Origin of the sequence: Pseudophaeobacter sp. 1A16562 (genome assembly GCF_041008785.1) — a bacterium.
In the GTDB taxonomy this organism is placed as follows: domain Bacteria; phylum Pseudomonadota; class Alphaproteobacteria; order Rhodobacterales; family Rhodobacteraceae; genus Phycobacter; species Phycobacter gallaeciensis_A.
Map to the genome: position 1 here is coordinate 231,294 of NZ_JAXGFT010000006.1, position 18,347 is coordinate 249,640.

General features: G+C 61.1%; 21 protein-coding genes. 13 read left to right on the forward strand and 8 right to left on the reverse strand.

Annotated features, from left to right (window positions below; all coding sequences use genetic code 11):
* Positions 1–19: 19 nt before the first annotated feature.
* The 5 genes from rnhA to ispH all read right to left on the reverse strand — a co-directional run bounded on the left by rnhA (position 20) and on the right by ispH (position 3,274).
* Positions 20–490 (reverse strand): ribonuclease HI, encoded by a 471-nt coding sequence (rnhA, locus tag SM764_RS10915; protein WP_065271536.1) that lies wholly within the window; start codon positions 488–490, stop codon positions 20–22.
* A complete protein-coding gene (locus SM764_RS10920) occupies positions 483–1,076 on the reverse strand; it encodes a class I SAM-dependent methyltransferase (protein ID WP_369001788.1) in 594 nt (197 codons plus the stop codon). The genes rnhA and SM764_RS10920 overlap by 8 nt, the downstream gene beginning before the upstream one ends.
* On the reverse strand, positions 1,073–1,525 hold the full coding sequence (locus SM764_RS10925) for a DUF3429 domain-containing protein (protein ID WP_368948378.1): 453 nt from the start codon (positions 1,523–1,525) through the stop codon (positions 1,073–1,075). The genes SM764_RS10920 and SM764_RS10925 overlap by 4 nt, the downstream gene beginning before the upstream one ends.
* The gene (locus tag SM764_RS10930; protein ID WP_368948377.1) at positions 1,522–2,136 is read right to left on the reverse strand and encodes a LysE family translocator; all 615 of its coding nucleotides are present in this window, start codon (positions 2,134–2,136) and stop codon (positions 1,522–1,524) included. The genes SM764_RS10925 and SM764_RS10930 overlap by 4 nt, the downstream gene beginning before the upstream one ends.
* A 142-nt stretch (positions 2,137–2,278) precedes the next feature.
* Positions 2,279–3,274 (reverse strand): 4-hydroxy-3-methylbut-2-enyl diphosphate reductase, encoded by a 996-nt coding sequence (gene ispH, locus SM764_RS10935; protein ID WP_369001789.1) that lies wholly within the window; start codon positions 3,272–3,274, stop codon positions 2,279–2,281.
* Between the two features lie 267 nt (positions 3,275–3,541).
* Between ispH and SM764_RS10940 the strand changes: the two genes are divergently transcribed.
* Positions 3,542–5,743, forward strand: a complete 2,202-nt coding sequence (locus tag SM764_RS10940) for an ATP-binding protein (RefSeq protein WP_065271531.1) — start codon at positions 3,542–3,544, stop codon at positions 5,741–5,743.
* Positions 5,744–5,912: 169 nt separating this feature from the next.
* On the opposite strand, the gene SM764_RS10945 is transcribed toward SM764_RS10940, so the two are convergent.
* Positions 5,913–6,485 carry a LabA-like NYN domain-containing protein gene (locus tag SM764_RS10945; RefSeq protein ID WP_274830289.1) on the reverse strand — a complete coding sequence of 191 codons (573 nt, stop codon included), beginning with the start codon at positions 6,483–6,485 and terminating at the stop codon, positions 5,913–5,915.
* Between the two features lie 135 nt (positions 6,486–6,620).
* Here SM764_RS10945 and folK point away from each other — a divergent pair, with 135 nt between their 5' ends.
* From folK to recO, 12 genes are all read left to right on the forward strand, one after another.
* The gene (gene folK / locus SM764_RS10950; protein ID WP_274833357.1) at positions 6,621–7,193 is read left to right on the forward strand and encodes a 2-amino-4-hydroxy-6-hydroxymethyldihydropteridine diphosphokinase; all 573 of its coding nucleotides are present in this window, start codon (positions 6,621–6,623) and stop codon (positions 7,191–7,193) included.
* A 90-nt stretch (positions 7,194–7,283) separates the two neighbouring features.
* Complete coding sequence (rpoZ, locus tag SM764_RS10955) at positions 7,284–7,637, forward strand: DNA-directed RNA polymerase subunit omega (protein ID WP_065271528.1); 354 nt, start codon at positions 7,284–7,286, stop codon at positions 7,635–7,637.
* 38 nt (positions 7,638–7,675) lie between these two features.
* Positions 7,676–9,820 (forward strand): RelA/SpoT family protein, encoded by a 2,145-nt coding sequence (locus tag SM764_RS10960; RefSeq protein WP_065271527.1) that lies wholly within the window; start codon positions 7,676–7,678, stop codon positions 9,818–9,820.
* A gap of 33 nt (positions 9,821–9,853) precedes the next feature.
* Positions 9,854–10,576 carry a DUF2062 domain-containing protein gene (locus SM764_RS10965; RefSeq protein WP_065271526.1) on the forward strand — a complete coding sequence of 241 codons (723 nt, stop codon included), beginning with the start codon at positions 9,854–9,856 and terminating at the stop codon, positions 10,574–10,576.
* 100 nt (positions 10,577–10,676) lie between these two features.
* Positions 10,677–11,447 (forward strand): pyridoxine 5'-phosphate synthase, encoded by a 771-nt coding sequence (locus SM764_RS10970; protein ID WP_369001790.1) that lies wholly within the window; start codon positions 10,677–10,679, stop codon positions 11,445–11,447.
* On the forward strand, positions 11,444–11,881 hold the full coding sequence (locus SM764_RS10975; RefSeq protein WP_369001791.1) for an ABZJ_00895 family protein: 438 nt from the start codon (positions 11,444–11,446) through the stop codon (positions 11,879–11,881). Before SM764_RS10970 ends, SM764_RS10975 begins: the two co-directional genes overlap by 4 nt.
* Positions 11,882–11,897: 16 nt before the next feature.
* The gene (acpS, locus tag SM764_RS10980; protein ID WP_065271523.1) at positions 11,898–12,329 is read left to right on the forward strand and encodes a holo-ACP synthase; all 432 of its coding nucleotides are present in this window, start codon (positions 11,898–11,900) and stop codon (positions 12,327–12,329) included.
* Between the two features lie 59 nt (positions 12,330–12,388).
* Positions 12,389–13,225, forward strand: coding sequence for a signal peptidase I (gene lepB / locus SM764_RS10985; protein ID WP_369001792.1), 837 nt, complete (start codon positions 12,389–12,391; stop codon positions 13,223–13,225).
* On the forward strand, positions 13,222–13,908 hold the full coding sequence (gene rnc, locus SM764_RS10990; protein ID WP_065271521.1) for a ribonuclease III: 687 nt from the start codon (positions 13,222–13,224) through the stop codon (positions 13,906–13,908). The genes lepB and rnc overlap by 4 nt, the downstream gene beginning before the upstream one ends.
* Positions 13,905–14,813, forward strand: coding sequence for a GTPase Era (era, locus tag SM764_RS10995; RefSeq protein ID WP_065271520.1), 909 nt, complete (start codon positions 13,905–13,907; stop codon positions 14,811–14,813). Before rnc ends, era begins: the two co-directional genes overlap by 4 nt.
* Positions 14,810–15,139, forward strand: a complete 330-nt coding sequence (locus SM764_RS11000) for a DUF1491 family protein (RefSeq protein ID WP_065271519.1) — start codon at positions 14,810–14,812, stop codon at positions 15,137–15,139. Before era ends, SM764_RS11000 begins: the two co-directional genes overlap by 4 nt.
* 3 nt (positions 15,140–15,142) lie before the next feature.
* Positions 15,143–15,868: a DNA repair protein RecO gene (gene recO, locus SM764_RS11005; protein WP_369001793.1), complete on the forward strand. Its 726-nt coding sequence runs from the start codon at positions 15,143–15,145 to the stop codon at positions 15,866–15,868.
* On the opposite strand, the gene SM764_RS11010 is transcribed toward recO, so the two are convergent.
* Together SM764_RS11010 and SM764_RS11015 are read right to left on the reverse strand one after the other, a co-directional pair.
* Positions 15,852–16,277 carry an META domain-containing protein gene (locus SM764_RS11010; RefSeq protein WP_369001794.1) on the reverse strand — a complete coding sequence of 142 codons (426 nt, stop codon included), beginning with the start codon at positions 16,275–16,277 and terminating at the stop codon, positions 15,852–15,854. The genes recO and SM764_RS11010 overlap by 17 nt on opposite strands.
* 274 nt (positions 16,278–16,551) lie before the next feature.
* A complete protein-coding gene (locus SM764_RS11015; RefSeq protein ID WP_274835484.1) occupies positions 16,552–18,237 on the reverse strand; it encodes an acyl-CoA dehydrogenase family protein in 1,686 nt (561 codons plus the stop codon).
* Positions 18,238–18,347 lie beyond the last annotated feature (110 nt).

Here is an 18,347-nt window from a genome sequence, read left to right on the forward strand (position 1 = left end):
GGCCGGGGACGGATCCGTCTCAGGCCGATTTACGTTTGCCGGGTTTGAAAGGTGCCATGCCGGCGCGGGCCAGCTCATCTGCGCGTTCGTTTTCGGGATGCCCGGCGTGGCCCTTGACCCATTCCCATGTCACGTCGTGCTGGTGCTGCGCCGCATCCAGACGCTGCCACAGCTCGGCGTTTTTCACGGGTTTCTTGGCAGCGTTCTTCCAGCCGTTCTTCTTCCAGCCGAAGATCCAGCCGGTGATGCCGTTCTTCACGTAGTTACTGTCAGTAACGATGGTAATTTTCGTCGGACGGCTGAGGCTCTCCAGCGCGTTGATCGCCGCCAGAAGCTCCATCCGGTTATTTGTGGTCTCTGGCTCGCCGCCCTTCAACTCGCGTTCCTTGACGATCTCGTCGCCGTCCATCGCACGCAGCAGCACGCCCCAGCCGCCGGGACCGGGATTGCCCGAGCAGGCGCCATCGGTATAGGCAAACAGATCAGCCATGGGTGGCCACCGAAATCCAGTGTGAAACCGAGCCGTCCAGTCCGGGGCCTTTGCCGTGGCTGCGGTCCAGAGGGGTGAAACCGGCGGTGGTCAGCAGATCGATCAATTCGTCTTCCTCGTAGTAGGTGTAAAGGCGGCCAATGGTGTCGCGGGCCTCGCCTTTACCGAGCTTGAGCGCAATGTAAAAGGCGCCATTGGGTTTCAATGCCCGGTGGATGTCCTGCAGATGCCGGGGCATGTCGCTGCGCGGGGCGTGCAGCAGGCTGAAGTTGGCCCAGATCCCGTCGTAGATCCCGTCTCCGGTGATCTCGTCAAAGCGCGCTTGCCGGGCGTTGACGCCGTCAATCTGCGCTGCAAGGGCGGTCATTTCGGCGGAGGCATCCAGGGCGTCAACCCGCAGGCCTGCCTCTGCCATCACCCCGGCAGAGGTGCCCGGCCCGCAGCCCAGATCCAGAACTCGGCCATTCGCAGGGCAGGCCGCGATAAAAGCGGCTAGCCTGGGATCGCTGCTGAGGTAGTCCTGGTTCAGCGCGGCGTAGTCTTTTGCTCGGGCATCATAGACCCTGATGGTTTCGGTATCGCTCACAGGTATACTCCGACAGAGAGGGAGAGGATGACCACCAGCGTCAGCAGCACCCGCAGACGCAGCCACCAGTGCGGGGTCAGGTTCCAGATGGAAAAGACGCAGTCCAGCAGCAGCAGCCCTGCGAAACCGTAGATCAGGTTGGTTCCGGCACTCAGCGGCCCGCCGCCGGTCATGAAGAATGCCCAAAGGGCTGGTATCACCGACAGGGTGTACCCGGCGGCGGCCTTGGCGCCGCTCGTCTTTGTGGCAAAACCCCAGAGAACGCCGGACATGAAGCTGAGTATCACCGAGCCATAGAACAGCTGTACATAGGGACTGACGAACCTTGGGCCCAAATGGCTGCTGCCCCAGGCCTGCAGGTCGGGCAGCCACAGGGTGGCTGCGCCCCAGACAAAGGGGATCAGACCAGCCAGCCCCAGGGCCAGCGGGACAAGCGGGATACGGTTCATGCCCGTTCTGCCGCCAGCCGCACGGCAAGAGCGGCAAAAATCGCGGCAAAGCCACGGTTCAGCCAAGTCAGCACCCGTTCAGAGCCAAGAACGAAGTCGCGGGCCTTGGCGGCAAAGACGCCATAAAGAACAAAAACCACAAAGGTCAGCACCATGAATACGGCGCCGAGAAGGGTCATCTCGGCGGTGGCTCTCTCCGGGATGCCCGACAGGAAGGGCGGCAGCAGAGCGAGGAAAAAGACCGACAGTTTCGGGTTCAGGATATTGATCAGCGCGCCACGCCGGGCGATGCGCAGCCCCGATTGCTGGCGGCTGTCCGAGGTGATCGACAGGGCGCCGCCGGATTTCAGCGCCTGCCAGGCCAGATACAGCAGATAGGCAACCCCTGCCAGTTTGACGACCTGAAACAGCAGGGCGGAACTGTGCAGCACGGCAGCAAGGCCCAACGTTGCAGCTGCCAGATGGGGAAGGATGCCGAAGGTACAGCCAAGCGCCGCCCAGAGGGCAGCCCGCGTTCCCTGGCCAAGCCCAAGTGCCAGCGTGTAGACGACCCCGGTGCCGGGCGCGATGACAACCACAAGGGCGGTGATCAGGAACTGCATTGAAATCATCTCTCGGGCCTCCTTGCGGCGCAGTGGTGTTGATCAACTGCTAACACGCCGCTCCTGTTCAGGGGAGTCCCGGCACGCGGCAGATCTGTCGCGCGTGTTTGGGATCCGTCTGCAAAAAAGGCCGACCCGGTTCTGGTCCGCTTCAGGTCGGTGCGCGCAGCACGCGGGGAACTTTGAACTCGACCCGCTCGACCGCGGTTTCCACGATGTCGACGGTGACATCGAAACGGGCACGGAAGGCATCGATGACCTCGTTCACCAGCAGTTCCGGCGCAGAGGCGCCTGCGGTGATGGCGATGCTGCGGATCCCTTCGAGGGCGCGCCAGTCGATATTCTCGGCCCGCTGCACAAGCTGGGAATAAGCGCAGCCCGCCTTGGCGCCGACTTCGACCAGGCGCCGCGAATTGGAGGAATTGGGCGCGCCGACCACCAGCAGTGCGTCGGATTTTGGCGCCACGGCCTTTACCGCTTCCTGGCGGTTGGTCGTGGCATAGCAGATGTCTTCCTTGTGGGGGCCGACGATATTGGGAAACCGCGCCTCAAGCGCTGCAACGATGTCCTTGGTGTCGTCCACCGACAAGGTGGTTTGCGTCACATAGGCGAGCCGGTCCGGATCGCGGACCTCGACCGAGGCGACGTCACCGGGGGTTTCGACCAGAAGAACCTCGCCTTCGGGCAATTGGCCCATGGTGCCGATTGTCTCTGGGTGGCCCTTGTGGCCGATCATGATCATCTGCAGGCCCGCCTCGGCGTGGCGCTGGGCCTCGATATGGACCTTGGACACCAGCGGGCAAGTGGCGTCCACATAGACCATCTGACGTTTTTCCGCTTCTGCGGGGACGGATTTCGGAACCCCATGCGCGGAGAAGATCACGGGGCGGTCGAGCGGGCATTCGTCCAGTTCCTCGACAAAGACGGCGCCTTTGGCGCGCAGCCCATCAACAACGTATTTGTTGTGCACGATCTCATGGCGCACGTAGACCGGTGCGCCCCATTTCTCCAGCGCCATCTCCACGATCTTGATCGCCCGGTCCACGCCCGCGCAAAAACCGCGCGGGGCGGCCAGGTAAAGGGTCAGGGCCGGCTTCGCGGGCTGATTTGTCTGGGCCTGCTGGCCGGAGGACAGGTCTGAAGTCATGGTCGCGCATCTCCTTGCACGGCAGAGGTAGGGTTTTCCGGCCGCAAGGTCCAGAGGCAGCTGCCTGTTGCAGGCCGCCCTAGGGCATCCTGCTGAAAACGACTGTAGATTGTCGCAGAAATGACGGAATGTTAACCTGATGCAGGCAGGCTGCTGTTTTGGATAAGGTGATTTCAGTGCTTTGCCTGCGGTTAGAGTGCGGGACTGAAAACACCGGTTTTCGCGAAACCCTCTTTACAGGGCGAGCGTTTGGTCTTGGGGGCCGGAGTGGCGGACGTAGCGAGTACAAAGAAAATCAGCAGCACCGCTGAATGGCGCGCGGTCGAGGACAGTATGGAACGTCGGTTCCGTACGGTACGGACCACGGCCAATCTTGTTGTGGTGATGAGTGTTCTGTGGATGGGTTTTGGCATCTACATGGGAGAGCTGACGGTCGTCGAAATCGCCCTGATCGCCGGCGCCGGTTCAGCGGCTGCCTGGTATTTGATGCGCACGCGGCACAAAATGGCGGCGCGGCTAATCTGGTTCGTCGCCGGCCTGTGCACGGTTCTGGGCGGGGTTTTCAACCTGCACCCGGCCAGCAGCGTCGAGTTCATGTTCGTGGCGCTTCTCGGCGGGCCGTTCATGGCCTTCTCTCTGAAGCGGGAAAAGCCCTATATTATCGGGCTGATCGTGGCGGTTCTGTGTGCCTGGATCGGGTACCGGCTGCTGGGCTATGATTACTTTGGCTCTCCGATCTTTGACGAGGAATTTTCTCGGACCTACCTGTCGATACCGATCATGCTGACCGTCTTCGGCATTATCATGATCGAGATGATGGCCTTTGGGCAGCTGACGGATTCCTACGGTCAGGAACTGTGGAAATCGCATCAGAAAGAGCGCAAGGCCAATCGTGCCAAAAGCGAATTTTTGGCCGCGATGAGCCATGAAATCCGTACCCCGATGAACGGGGTCATCGGCATGGTCGAAATTCTGGAGAGCACCGAGCTTTCCCCGGAACAGCGGCGTATCCTGCATGCGATCAAGGAGTCGTCGTCTTCCTTGCTGTGGATCATCGACGATATTCTGGACGTGTCGAAAATCGAAGCGGGCAAGATGGAGCTGTCGAATGCGCCGATGCGTTTGTTGCCCGTTGTCGAAAGCGTCGCCGAAACCCTGCGGGCCCATGCAGATCAGAAACGGGTCGAATTGTCCCTGTCGGTGCAGGCGAACCTGCCGGATTCTATCCTGGGAGACGCCGGTCGTCTGCGTCAGGTGCTGCTGAATCTGCTCGGAAATGCGATCAAGTTTTCGGCACCGCAGTCGGATGAACCCGTCGGCCAGGTCAGCTTGCGGGTGCAGTTGCAGGGGGACGATTGGATCGAGTTCGTCGTCGAAGATAATGGTATCGGCATGGATGCAGAGGTTCAGAAGGCGATCTTTCAGCCCTTTGAACGCTCCGGGGATGTGGTCAAGCGTATGATCCAGGGCAATGGTCTGGGGCTGACCATCGTCAAACAGCTTGCAGAGAAGATGGGCGGCGAAATCTCGGTCGATAGTACTCTGGGAGACGGGGCGACTTTTACTCTGCGGCTGCCGGTGGCGGATGCCTCCGGCCCGCTCAAATGCCTGCGGCTGTCGGGGAAACAAGTCGTTGCCATGCTGCCCAAGGGCACTGATCGGGCCTGCTGGTCTTCTTATGCGCTGGCGGCGGATTGCGATATTAAATGGGTCGCAAATCGGGATGAGTACATGGCGATCGCGCGCAAGGCGGGACCCGACAAGATCTTTGTGCTGACGGCACCGACCGAGCAGGATCGTACGAGTGAATGGCTGCGCAGCCGGATCGAAGAAGAAGCGCCAGGCGTCAAGCTGCTGTCCCTGAGCCGCGACCGGACCGATGTCACGGGCATTCGCGCCCCGGGACGGTATTCGGTTCAGGACCTGCCGGTGATCCCCAAACATTTCTGGGACGGTCTGGCTTACCTGTCCGGTAGGGCGGCGCCGCAGGACCAGACGCGGGGCGCCCCCGTCTCTGAAGCGTCGGGACATGTCGGCGGGCGCATCCTGGTGGCTGAGGACAACGAGATCAATCAGGCCGTTTTTGAATCCCAGTTGGAACTGCTGGGGTATTCCGCAACGATTGTCCGGGACGGCAAGGAATGCCTTGAGGCCTGGGAGACCGGTCAGTTTGACCTTGTGCTGACGGATTGCCAGATGCCGACGATGGACGGGTTTGAGCTGACGGCCGCCCTGCGCGCGGCCGAAGCCCGGGACGGGCGCGGTCATACGCCGGTGATTGCCGTCACGGCCAATGCGCTGGAAGGGGAGGCGGATAAATGCCTTGCGGCGGGCATGGATGACTACTTGTCAAAGCCGGTGACCATTGCTGCGCTTGAAAAGGTTTTGAACGTTCATATGCCATCGGGCTCGGCGCTGCCGCAGGGGCTGGGGCGGCCACCGCCTGCTGCCCGTTCTGCCGGAGGATAAAAGCCCGAAGGTAGAAGGGGGCGGGGGAGCCGAGAACGGCCGGTGTTTCCTGCAGTTTTTGTCCGACAAGGGACAGGAGTACAAAGAAAGGCGCCCCGAGTGGTTGGGCGCCTTTCTTTTGTTTTGATATCTGAAGGGCGGAGCAGCCCCAATATTCAGCTGTGTGAGGTCAGGACTGGGCCGCTGCGGGGGTGCGCTGCTCGTTCGGGTATTCGCGCGGCGGGCGGCCAATCACATCCTTGAGCTCTTCCAGCTCGATGAAATTGTCGGCCTGACGGCGCAGTTCGTCCGAGATCATCGGCGGCTGGCTGCGGATGGTCGACACCACCGATACCCGAACGCCCTGCCGCTGCAGGCTGGCGATCAGCGGGCGGAAGTCGCCATCTCCTGAGAACAGCACGATATGGTCCACACGTGGCGCCAGCTCCATGGCATCGACGGTCAGTTCGATATCCATGTTTCCTTTGACCTTCCGGCGGCCCATGCTGTCAGTGTATTCCTTGGCTGGCTTTGTAACCATGGTGAAGCCATTGTAATGCAGCCAGTCGACCAGAGGGCGGATCGGAGAATACTCGTCATTTTCCAGCAGTGCCGTATAATAAAAGGCCCGCAGAAGCTTGCCGCGACGCATGAATTCTTGCCGCAAAAGCTTGTAATCGATGTCAAAACCCAATGCCTTGGCGGCTGCGTATAGATTCGATCCATCGATGAACAGCGCAAGCCGTTCGTCTTTGTAAAACATCAAAATTGTCCTTCCGATATAACTATTCCGCCAGTGTACCGTGAGTGAATGCTAAAAAGCGGCGAAACAGGTGGACTTAATGTAAGTTATTTGACATCTGCCGCAAGTGGAAGGATTTTCGGAAGCGAGGCCAAAATGACCGAAAACCGGTCAAAATCACTGATTGCACTGGGAGGAAACCTGAACCTGCGCGATTTGTTGCCGCAAGACACCCTTGCGGCGGCCGTCGGGGAATTGCCCGGTGCGGGAATTTCCTTGCGCGCGGTTTCCCGGTTTTTCAGGACGCCCAGTTTTCCTGCGGGGGCCGGGCCCGACTATGCCAATGCTGTCGTTGAGATCGAAACAAGCCTTTCTGCGCAGGCACTGCTGACCCGGCTGCACGAGATCGAGGCGCATTATGCCCGCGAGCGCGGAGAGCGCTGGGGTATGCGGACGCTTGATCTCGATCTGATCTCGTTAGGAGACAGTGTCCTGCCGGATCAGGATGAATATGTCCGCTGGCGCGATCTGCCGCTGGAAGTGCAGATGGAGGCAACGCCGGACCAACTGATTCTACCGCATCCGCGGGTGCAGGACCGCGCCTTTGTTCTGGTGCCGCTGTGCGACATCGCGCCGGACTGGTGTCATCCTGTGCTGCAAAAAACAGCCGCCCAGATGCGGGATGCCCTGCCAAAAGCAGATATCGACAGCGTTATCCCGATATATTGACTCGTTTCGGGGTTTTCTTCGCTTGTCAATAAAAACATATGGGCGTAGAAGTCTCCCTTCCGGACCCACTAATATTTTGGAGAGTCGCCCATGGCCCGCGTGACGGTTGAAGATTGCGTAGACAAAGTCCCCAACCGGTTTGAGCTGGTAATGCTTGCGGCCCATCGTGCCCGCGAGATTTCGGCAGGCGCCCCGATCACCGTGGAGCGTGACAACGACAAGAACCCCGTCGTGTCGCTGCGCGAGATCGCAGAAGAGACCCAGAGCGCCGACGAGCTGCGTGAGCGTCTGATCGAAAGCAACCAGACCCAGATCGAAGTCGACGAGCCCGAAGAGGATTCGATGGCGCTGCTGATGGGGGCCGACAACGACAAACCCTCCGAGGACGATATGTCCGAGGAAAAACTGCTGCGTGCGCTGATGGAGGCCCAGAGCCAGGGCTGAGCGGCGCAGAGATTGCTACCTGAGGCTGCGGACCGGATATGACTTCTGCTGAAATTTCCGCCGGAGATCTGATTGCTCTGGTCCGCAACTATAACCCCAAGACAAACGCGGATCGCATCGCCGAAGCCTATGCCTTTGGCGAAGAGATGCACAAAGGCCAGTTCCGCCACTCGGGTGAACCCTATTTCACCCATCCGGTGGCCGTCGCAGCGATCCTGACCGAGCAGCGCCTTGATGATGCGACCATCATCACCGCGCTGCTGCACGACACCATCGAAGATACCAAAGCGTCTTATGACGAGGTTGCCCGCCGATTTGGCGATGAGGTGGCCATGCTGGTTGATGGGGTCACCAAGCTGACCAACCTGCAACTGTCGAGCCGAGAAACCAAGCAGGCGGAAAACTTCCGCAAGCTGTTCATGGCGATGTCCAAGGATCTGCGGGTGATCCTGGTGAAGCTGGCTGACCGGTTGCACAATATGCGCACGATCAAGGCGATGCGTCCGGAAAAACAGGCGCAGAAAGCCCGCGAAACCATGGATATCTACGCGCCTCTGGCCGGACGCATGGGCATGCAGTGGATGCGCGAAGAGCTGGAGGATCTGGCGTTCCGGGTGCTGAACCCCGAGGGCCGCCAGTCGATCATCCGCCGTTTCGTGACATTGCAGCGCGAAACCGGCGATGTGATCCACCGGATCACCGGCGATATGCGCGCCGAGTTGGAAAAGGCCGGGATCGAAGCCGAAGTCTTTGGCCGCGCCAAGAAGCCTTATTCGATCTGGCGCAAGATGCAGGCCAAGGATCAGGGGTTCTCGCGCCTCTCCGATATCTACGGTTTCCGTGTGATTACCCAGTCCGAGGAAGACAGCTATCGCGCGCTGGGCGCCATCCACCAGCGCTGGCGGGCGGTTCCGGGCCGGTTCAAGGATTACATCAGTCAGCCGAAATCCAACGGGTATCGTTCGATCCACACCACGGTGTCTGGCCGTGACGGCAAGCGTGTCGAGGTGCAGATCCGCACCCGCCAGATGCACGATGTGGCCGAAACCGGCGTTGCCGCGCATTGGTCCTATCGCGATGGCGTGCGCTCGGAAAACCCATTTGCGGTGGATCCGGCGAAATGGATTTCCTCGCTCACCGAACAGTTCGACGCCGAGGAGGATCACGATGAATTCCTCGAAGCGGTCAAGCTGGAGATGTATTCCGACCAGGTCTTCTGCTTCACGCCCAAGGGGGACGTGATCAAGCTGCCCAAGGGCGCGACGCCGATCGACTTCGCTTATGCAATCCACACCCGTATCGGCCATGCCTGCGTTGGCGCCAAGGTGGATGGCATCCGGGTGCCGCTGTGGTCGCGGCTGCGCAATGGCCAGTCGGTCGAGGTGATCACCGCCGAAGGACAGACGCCGCAGGTCAGCTGGCTGGAAATCGCCACCACTGGCAAGGCTCGCACCGCCATCCGCCGCTCGTTGCGTGAAGCGGACCGGGCACGCTTCGTCAAGCTTGGGCATGAATTGGCGCGCTCGGCCTTTGAGCATGTGAACCGCAAGGCAACAGACAAGGCGCTGGAAACAGCGGCCCGGGCGCTGCGCGTCGGTACTGTCGATGAACTGCTTGCCCGTCTGGGCGCGGCAGAGATCGTGGCCCATGATGTCGTTCAGGCGGTCTACCCCGAGCTGACCGCCCACGAGAGCGAGGAAATCTCGCCACGCCGCGCGGTGATCGGTCTGGAGCCGGGGCAAAGCTTTGAACGCGCGCCATGCTGCCAGCCCCTGCCTGGCGAGCGGATCATTGGCATCACCTACCGCGGCCAAGGCGTAGTCGTGCATGCGGCCGATTGTGACCGGCTGGGCGAATTTGAAGAGCAGCCGGAGCGCTGGGTCGATGTGCATTGGCATAGCGGCACCCACCCGGCCGTCTATAACACCACGCTTGAGATGATCGTCGGCAACGATGCAGGCGTGCTGGGGCGGATTTGTACATTGATTGGTGAGAAGAAGGCCAATATTTCGGACCTGGAATTTGTTGATCGGAAACCAGACTTTTACCGGCTTATGATCAATGTCGAGCTGCGGGATGTGGAACAGCTCCATTCCCTCATGTTGACGTTGGAGGCGGAAAGTCATGTCGCCGAAGTGGTGCGGTTCAGGGAAAAACCGGTAAAGCACACAATTCCGGGATAATGGTTCGGCTGGAACCGGGAAGGACGCAGACCGTTGGTATTCAGGCGCCGGGACAGACGTCCGCCCCTTCGTGCGGTTGCGGATTTTTTCTGGCCTCGGGGCGGCTGGACCCGGGCGTTTCACTACGTCAAGCACCGCGTCCGCAGGCTTCCCGATTCGCCTGAACGCATTGCCCGCGGCATCTGGGCTGGGGTCTTTACCACCTTCACACCGTTCTACGGGATGCATTTCGTTGTGGCGGCGATCATCGCGCGGGTGATGAATGGCAATATCCTTGCGGCGCTCAGCTCGACCTTCTTCGGCAACCCTCTGACCTATGTGCCGATCGGGGTGGCCTCGCTGCAGACCGGCCACTGGCTGCTGGGCACCCATTTTGACGAGGAAGTGGACAAGTCTCTGGTGGGCAAATTTTTCGCTGCCGGTGACGATCTGAAGAACAACCTCTTTGCCCTCTACAGTGACCGCCCGGCGGATTGGCACGGGTTGCAGGTGTTCTACAACGAGGTGTTCTATCCCTATATGATCGGCGGCATCATTCCGGGCATCATCTGCGCCACGGTTTGCTATATGGTCAGCCTGCCGCTGATCCGGGCCTATCAGCAGCGCCGCCGGGCCAAGATCAAGGCCAAGTTTGAAGAGATCAAACGCCGCGCCGCGCTGGAAGGTGCGGAAAGCACAGAACCTCCGGCGAAGAAGGGGTTGAAAACCAGCCTCAAGTCATCGCTGGGTGCGCGTGTGAAACGCCGCGCGGATTAGACCGCAGTGGTTTCCCTAAACAGGATGGAAAATCGGGGTTGCCCCCAGAGTTTGCCTGTCTAGTCTCTGGCGCAGGACATTCCTTTCAGGACCGAGGACCATGGCAGAGAACAAGGCACAGAACAGGTTGAGGCTGGGCGTCAACATCGACCACGTGGCCACCGTGCGCAACGCCCGCGGCGGTGACAACCCGGATCCGGTGCGCGCCGCTCTGCTGGCGCAGAACGCAGGCGCCGACGGGATCACTGCACACCTGCGCGAAGATCGCCGCCATATCATCGATAGCGACATCGAAGGCATGATGCAGGTGCTGCAGGCGCCGCTGAATTTTGAAATGGCTGCCACTGAAGAAATGCAGGCCATCGCCCTGCGTCACAAGCCCCATGCGGTTTGCCTGGTGCCGGAGAAGCGCGAAGAGCGCACCACCGAGGGCGGGCTGGACGTGGCCGGGAATGACAATGCGCTGGCAGAATACATCACCCCCCTGCGCGAGGCGGGCAGCCGGGTGTCCATGTTCATCGCTGCCGATAAGGCCCAGGTCGAAGCCAGCCACCGCATCGGCGCGCCGGTGATCGAACTGCACGCAGGTGCCTATGCGGATGCCTGGGCCGAAGGTCGCTGGGACGAGCGTGACGCCGAACTGGCGAAGATCACCGAAATGGCCGCCTATGCGCATGAGCTGGGGTTGGAGGTCCATGTCGGACACGGTTTGACCTACGACAGCGTTGGCCCCATCGCTGCCTTGCCGCAGGTTATGGAGCTGAACATCGGTCATTTCCTGATCGGCGAAGCCCTGTTTGTGGGGCTGCCTGCAGCCATCGCGGAAATGCGCCGCCGGATGGATGCCGCGCGCAGCGGGGCGGAGGCATGAACCTCAAACGCTTTACGCTGGTCTATGTGGCTACGGCTCTAGGGGTGATCGCGGTTGTCTATGCCGTGCAGGTCCTTTTGGGTCATAACATTGCCAATGGCGGGATGAGCATCATTCCTGCCATCGTTGCGGCGATGGTCGAAGGGCAACGATATGCCAAGGCAGAACGTGCGGTGCCGGACAGCGCCGTTCTGTGGCGGTTTGCAAAGGCTGCGGCGCTGATGATCCTTGGTCTGAGCCTGATTTTCGTGGTGCTTCTCAGCCTCATCATGCCGCCGCTGCGTCAGATGATGAGCGATCCGGTTGGGGCCAGTGTCCTGTTTGGGGGCGCGCTGCTGCAGGCGGCGCTGGGGCTTGTGCTGGTGCGGTTCTTTACCGGCATGGGTGCGAAATCCCAACTGACCGCGATCCGCAAGAAAGAAGAGCGGGACTGACCGCCATGGGTGCTTCATGATCCTTGGCATCGGGACCGATCTGGCCAACATTGACCGCATCCAGCGCACGCTGGACCGTTTTGGCGACCGGTTCCGCAACCGGGTCTTTACCGAGGTCGAACAGCGCAAGTCCGAGCGTCGCCGTGATGTGGCGGGCACCTATGCAAAACGCTGGGCGGCCAAGGAGGCGTGTTCCAAGGCGCTGGGAACCGGGCTGCGCATGGGCATCGCCTGGAAAGACATGTCCGTCAGCAACCTGCGCACCGGCCAGCCCGTCATGCATGTGACCGGCTGGGCTGCGGACAGACTCGCCAAGATGACCCCGCCGGGCCACGAGGCGCATATCCATGTCACCCTGACCGATGATCACCCCTGGGCGCAGGCCATCGTGATGATCGAAGCGCGACCCTTTGCTGACGCAGCGGGGGAATCCGGCGGGGATGCTTGACTTAGACCCAGCCGGGCCGCATGTAGCCCCCGACCCAACCTACAACACCGGAGAGCCTGATGACGGCCAAATCCAATGCCGGACACTCGATCCTTGAGACGATAAAGACCATTGTCTACGCGCTGCTGATTGCCGGCGTGTTCCGGACGTTGTTCTTTCAGCCGTTCTGGATCCCTTCGGGTTCGATGAAGGAGACGCTGCTGATTGGTGATTTCCTGTTCGTGAACAAGATGGCGTACGGTTACTCCTATGCTTCCTGCCCCAGCGTACGGTTGGGCAGTATCGGGATCGACGTTGATGCCAGCGACATCTGCGGCTTTCTGGACGGGGAAAACACCCGCATTCTGGGAAGTGAGCCCGAGCGCGGTGATGTTGTCGTCTTCCGGCATCCGGTGACGGGCACTGATTTCATCAAGCGACTGATCGGCCTGCCCGGCGACCGTATTCAGGTGACCAATGGCGTTCTGCAGATCAATGGCACTGCTGTCGCGCTGCAGGACGCAGGCGACTTCGAGGAGCTGATGGAGCGTCAGGGGCCGATCGGCTCTTACCCGCGCTGCGAGAACGCACCGGTGGGTGAGGGCGCGTCCTGTGCCAAATCACGGCAGATCGAAACCTTGCCGGGTGGAGTGGAGCATGTAATCCTGAATATCGCCAATCAGGGCATGGATCACACGGGCGTTTATCAGGTGCCCGAAGGCCATTATTTCTTCATGGGCGACAACCGCGACAATTCCAGCGATAGCCGCCTGCCGCAATCTGCCGGTGGTGTCGGCTTCGTACCGTTTGAAAACCTGATCGGGCGCGCGGATCGCATCATGTTCTCTTCTGCCGGGCGCTCGATGCTGTATTTCTGGACCTGGCGTGGTGATCGTTTCTTCAAGGGGATCGAGTGAAACTGTCTAAAGACATGCGGGCATTTGAGGATCGGATCGGGCACAGCTTTGCCCGGCCCGAACTTTTGCTGCGCGCGCTGACCCATGCTTCGGTGTCTTCGCCGAACCGTAAGGACAACCAGCGGCTGGAATTCCTGGGCGATAGGGTGCTGGGCCTCGTGATGTCCACCGCGCTGTTGGAACATGACAAGACCGCGACCGAAGGCCAGCTGGCGCCGCGCTTTAACGCGCTGGTGCGCAAGGAAGCCTGCGCCGATGTCGCCCGCGAGATCGACCTTGGGTCCGTCTTGAAACTGGGCCGGTCTGAAATGATGTCCGGCGGGCGCCGCAAGGAGGCCCTGCTGGGCGATGCGATGGAGGCGGTAATCGCCGCCGTCTACAAGGACGCCGGGTTCGAAGCAGCGCAGGAGATGATCCTGCGGCTGTGGGGATCGCGTATCGGCAAGGTCGAGGACGACGCCCGCGACCCGAAGACCGCTTTGCAGGAATATGTGCAGGCGCGCCGCCAGAACCCGCCGGCCTATGTGCAGGTTGCCCGCGAAGGCCCGGATCACCAGCCGATCTTTACCATCGCGGTCCGACTGGATGACGGGACTGAGGAACAGGCCAGCGCCGGGTCGAAACGGCAGGCTGAACAGGCCGCTGCCAAGGCGCTTTTGACACGATTGGAGCAAGACACATGACCACACGCGCCGGGTTCATTGCCCTGATCGGAGAGCCGAACGCAGGCAAATCCACCCTTTTGAACCGCATGGTGGGGGCCAAGGTCTCGATCGTGACCCACAAGGTACAGACCACCCGCGCCCGGATCCGGGGCGTGGCGATGGAGGGCGACAGCCAGCTTGTGTTTGTCGACACGCCCGGCCTGTTCAAACCGCGCCGCCGACTGGACCGCGCCATGGTAGCGGCCGCTTGGGGCGGCGCTGCGGATGCGGATGTGGTGGTGTTGCTGATCGAGGCCCATCGCGGCGTTACCGAAGGCGTGGAGCGCATCCTTGAAGGGCTGGCCGACATAGGCAAGGGCCGCACTGTGGCGCTGGCGATCAACAAGATCGACAAGGTGCAGGCCGAGGACCTCCTCGCGCTGACCAAGAAGCTGAACGACGCCTATGAATTCTCCGAAACCTTCCTGATTTCCGCCGAACGCGGCCACGGGGTCGAGGATCTACGTCACTGGTTGGCAGAGCAGGTCCCCGAGGGGCCGTGGCTTTACCCTGAGGATCAGATCGCTGATCTGCCCATGCGCATGATCGCGGCAGAGATGACCCGCGAGAAACTGACGCTCCGCTTGCATCAGGAACTGCCCTACCAGTTGACCGTCGAGACCGAGAACTGGGAAGAGCGCAAGGATGGCTCCGCCAAGATCGACCAGATCATCTATGTGGTCCGCGATGGTCACAAGGGCATCGTTCTGGGCAAGCGCGGCGAAACCATCAAGGCCGTCAGCCAGGCTGCCCGCGCCGAGTTGGAAGAGTTCCTGGACCGCAAGGTGCATCTGTTCCTGCAGGTCAAGGTCCGCCCGAACTGGCTCGAAGAATCCGAACGCTATTCGGAGATGGGACTTGATTTCAAAGACGGAAACGCATGAGCCGTCTGACCGCGCGCTTTTGGGTCGATGCCTATCTTGCCCGGCTCCGGTTTTCTGACATCCCGGCCTTTGTGACTGCGCATGGCGATGACACCGCCGGCGCGGTTCTGGTCAAGCTGAACACACTTGATGGGCAGGCGCAGGCCTTTCACCGCTCTTACGATCTGATGAGCGGTGACCGTAAGTGGGTTCTACTGGCCGAAGGGCCAGAGACTGATGTGGATGCCTCGGTCCGGCGGCAGGGCGAGTTTGACCCTGACCTCTGGGTGATCGAGGTCGAGGACCGGCAGGGTCGTCACCTGCTGGATGAACCGGGGCTGGAGTAGGCGATGGACTGGCGTGACCACGGCATATTGCTGACCGTGCGCCGCCACGGGGAAAGCGCCGCCATCATCGATGTCTTTACCGAAGGGCACGGGCGCCATGCCGGGGTCGTGCGTGGTGGCGCCGGGCGGCGGATGGCGCCGATCCTGCAACCGGGGGCGCAGCTGGATCTGACTTGGCGCGCGCGGCTTGAGGAACATCTGGGCAGTTATCAGGCTGAACCCCTGCGCAGCCGCGCGGCGGCGGCCCTGTCCGGGCGGTTGGCTCTCGCGGGCCTCAATGCGGTGACAGCGCTTTTGTCCTTTTGCCTGCCGGAACGCGAAGCCTACCCGGCGCTATACGCGCGCACGGAACAACTCTTGGATCTTCTCGATCAAGAAGACCTCTGGCCGCTGGCCTATCTGCATTGGGAGGTGGCGCTGCTGGAGGAGATGGGATTTGGCCTGGATCTGACGGCCTGCGCCGTCACCGGGGCAGAGGAGGGGCTGGTCTATGTCTCGCCCAAAACCGGGCGCGCGGTGTCGGCTGCGGGGGCAGGGGATTGGGCGGACCGTTTGTTGCCGCTGCCACCGGTGCTTTTGGGGCAGGGGGCGGCAGAGGATCCCGAGATCGCGATTGCCCTGCGCACCACTGGTTATTTCCTCGAAAGCCATCTGGCGCCCGCTTTGGGCAACCGCCCCCTGCCCGAGACGCGCGGGCGGCTGGTGGATCTGATCAGCCGTCGGCCGTGAACAGCATCTCGCGGCCTGACCCATTGCGCAGGATCAGCACGTCGCCGGTGACTTCGGCCTCGCCCATGGTTTGCAGCGCCTCCAGGAAACGGGTTTCTTCCAGCAATTCGGGGCAAACCTTGCGGGTCGATGAAAGGCCTGTGGTATCGAACCAGGGGTAGGGTGCGGTGGATTCGGCGCGGTAAGCGTTGCAGGGCGCCTGTCCCGCGATCTTGCCGGGGGCGGGGAATTCCAGCGTCGCGGCAGCGCTGAAGGGCGCGCCATCAATCTGGCTCAGCCGCCATGTCTTGCCCGCTGCACCATAGGCCGACAGGGTTTCGTCCCCGGCGCAGGCAGTTAGGGCAACCAGCAGGACCGGTACCAGACGGGCGGGCCATGAAATCATTTTTATGAAATGGGAAACGGGCATAGGGCAGCCTTCTTCGTATTCAATCAGAGCAGCAATCCGCGGTCAATTTTTGCGGGTCTTCAACCGACGGGGGACTAGGTTCGTCGCGTGGTAGGACAGATTGCCGTGGGACACCAGCGCCGACCGGTAACCAAGTGGTTCACTTCATGGGGGGCATGCAGCGATGATTGAAAGGAACACCGCCTGCCGGGAGCCGTTACCTCAATAAAAAGAGGCCCGGCACAAGGCCGGGCCAGTCGGGGATGCCCCCGGGGAGTGATAGGTGTGAAGGGGGTCAGGCCAGCAGTCGGCGGGCAATGACCTGCGCCTGAATTTCGGCGGCCCCTTCGAAGATGTTCAGGATCCGGGCGTCGCACAGCACGCGGGAGATCTTGTACTCCAGCGCAAAGCCGTTGCCGCCGTGGATCTGCAGACCGTTGTCCGCTGCCGCCCAGGCAACACGGGCGCCCAGCAGTTTGGCCATGCCGGCCTCAAGGTCGCAGCGGTGGCCGTTGTCCTTTTCCCAAGCCGAGAAATAGGTCAGCTGGCGAGCAACCATGATCTCCACCGCCATCATTGCCAGTTTCGACGACACCCGTGGGAAGTTTATCAGGGATTTTCCGAACTGCTTGCGGTCCTGTGCATATTGCATCGCGATATCCAGCGCCGATTGCGCCACGCCGATGGCGCGGGCTGCGGTCTGGATACGGGCGCTTTCAAAGGTCTCCATCAGCTGTTTGAAGCCTTTGCCTTCTTCGCCGCCCAGAAGGTTCTCACCCTTGACCTTGAACCCGTCAAAGCCAAGCTCATATTCCTTCATGCCGCGATAGCCCAGAACCTCGATTTCACCGCCGGTCATGCCTTCGGTCGGGAAGGGGTTCTCATCAGTGCCGGGCGTTTTTTCCGCCAGGAACATCGACAAACCGCGGTGATCGGTGGTGTCGGGGTTAGTGCGTGCCAAGAGGGTCATCACATGGGTCCGGGCCGCATGGGTGATCCAGGTCTTGTTGCCGGTAACCTCGTAATCGCCATCGGCGTTCTTCACCGCGCGGGTACGCAGCGAGCCAAGGTCCGACCCGGTGTTCGGCTCGGTAAAGACGGCGGTGGGCAGGATTTCGGCGCTGGCGATCTTGGGCAGCCAGTTGGCCTTCTGCTCATCCGTGCCGCCGGCGATGATCAGCTCGGCCGCGATTTCAGAGCGGGTGCCAAGGCTGCCGACACCGATATAACCGCGCGACAGCTCTTCGGAGACCACGCACATCGACGCCTTGGACAGTCCGAAGCCGCCAAATTCCTCAGGGATGGTCAGGCCAAAGACGCCCATCTCGGCCAACTCGTTGATAATCTCGATCGGGATCAGCTCATCCTTGAGGTGCCATTCGTGAGCAAAGGGCTCGACCTTTTCCAGCGCGTAGCGGCGGAACTGGTCGCGGATCATCTCCAGTTCTTCGTCCAGGCCCGAGGCGCCGAACATGACCGAACCGGCCTGTTCCTGCATAAGTTCAACCAGACGCGTGCGGGCAGCAGCGGAGTTGCCAGCCTGGCACAGGGTGGTGATTTCTGCGCTGTCGAGCAGGCTTTGGGCCGAGGCGTCCAGTCCCAGATCGTTCAGGCGGATGATCTCACCCTGGTTCATCTGGATGCCGCCGCGCATCTGCGCCAGGTATTCGCCAAAGGCGATCTGGTGGATCAGCTGCTCCATTTCGTTGAACTTGCCCTCGGATTGCATCCGCTCGGCCCAGTTCTGCATCTGGCGCAGGCTGTAGACGTAGGTGGCAAGCCAGGACAGCCCGTGGGCCGCAGTCTGGTGCTGCTCTACCAGTGCGCCGGAAACGCGGCCATCGGCTGTGACCAGATCGCGGACCGCGCCGCGGGCAGTCTCCAGCAGTTGGTCAAGCGGGCCAAGCGTCGCTGCGGTCAGCGTCAAAAGGTCGGGGAGTACAATCGGCTTCATTTGCAAGTCCTGTCCGTCGTGGGCCATGAGTCACATCCTTCTTCGGTCGCTTGGTGGTAAACATTTCGCAGTTGCAGCGCAATAAAAATACGCCGCGATGCGGCATATCGACCAAAAGTTTCGTGTTTATTTTGCTG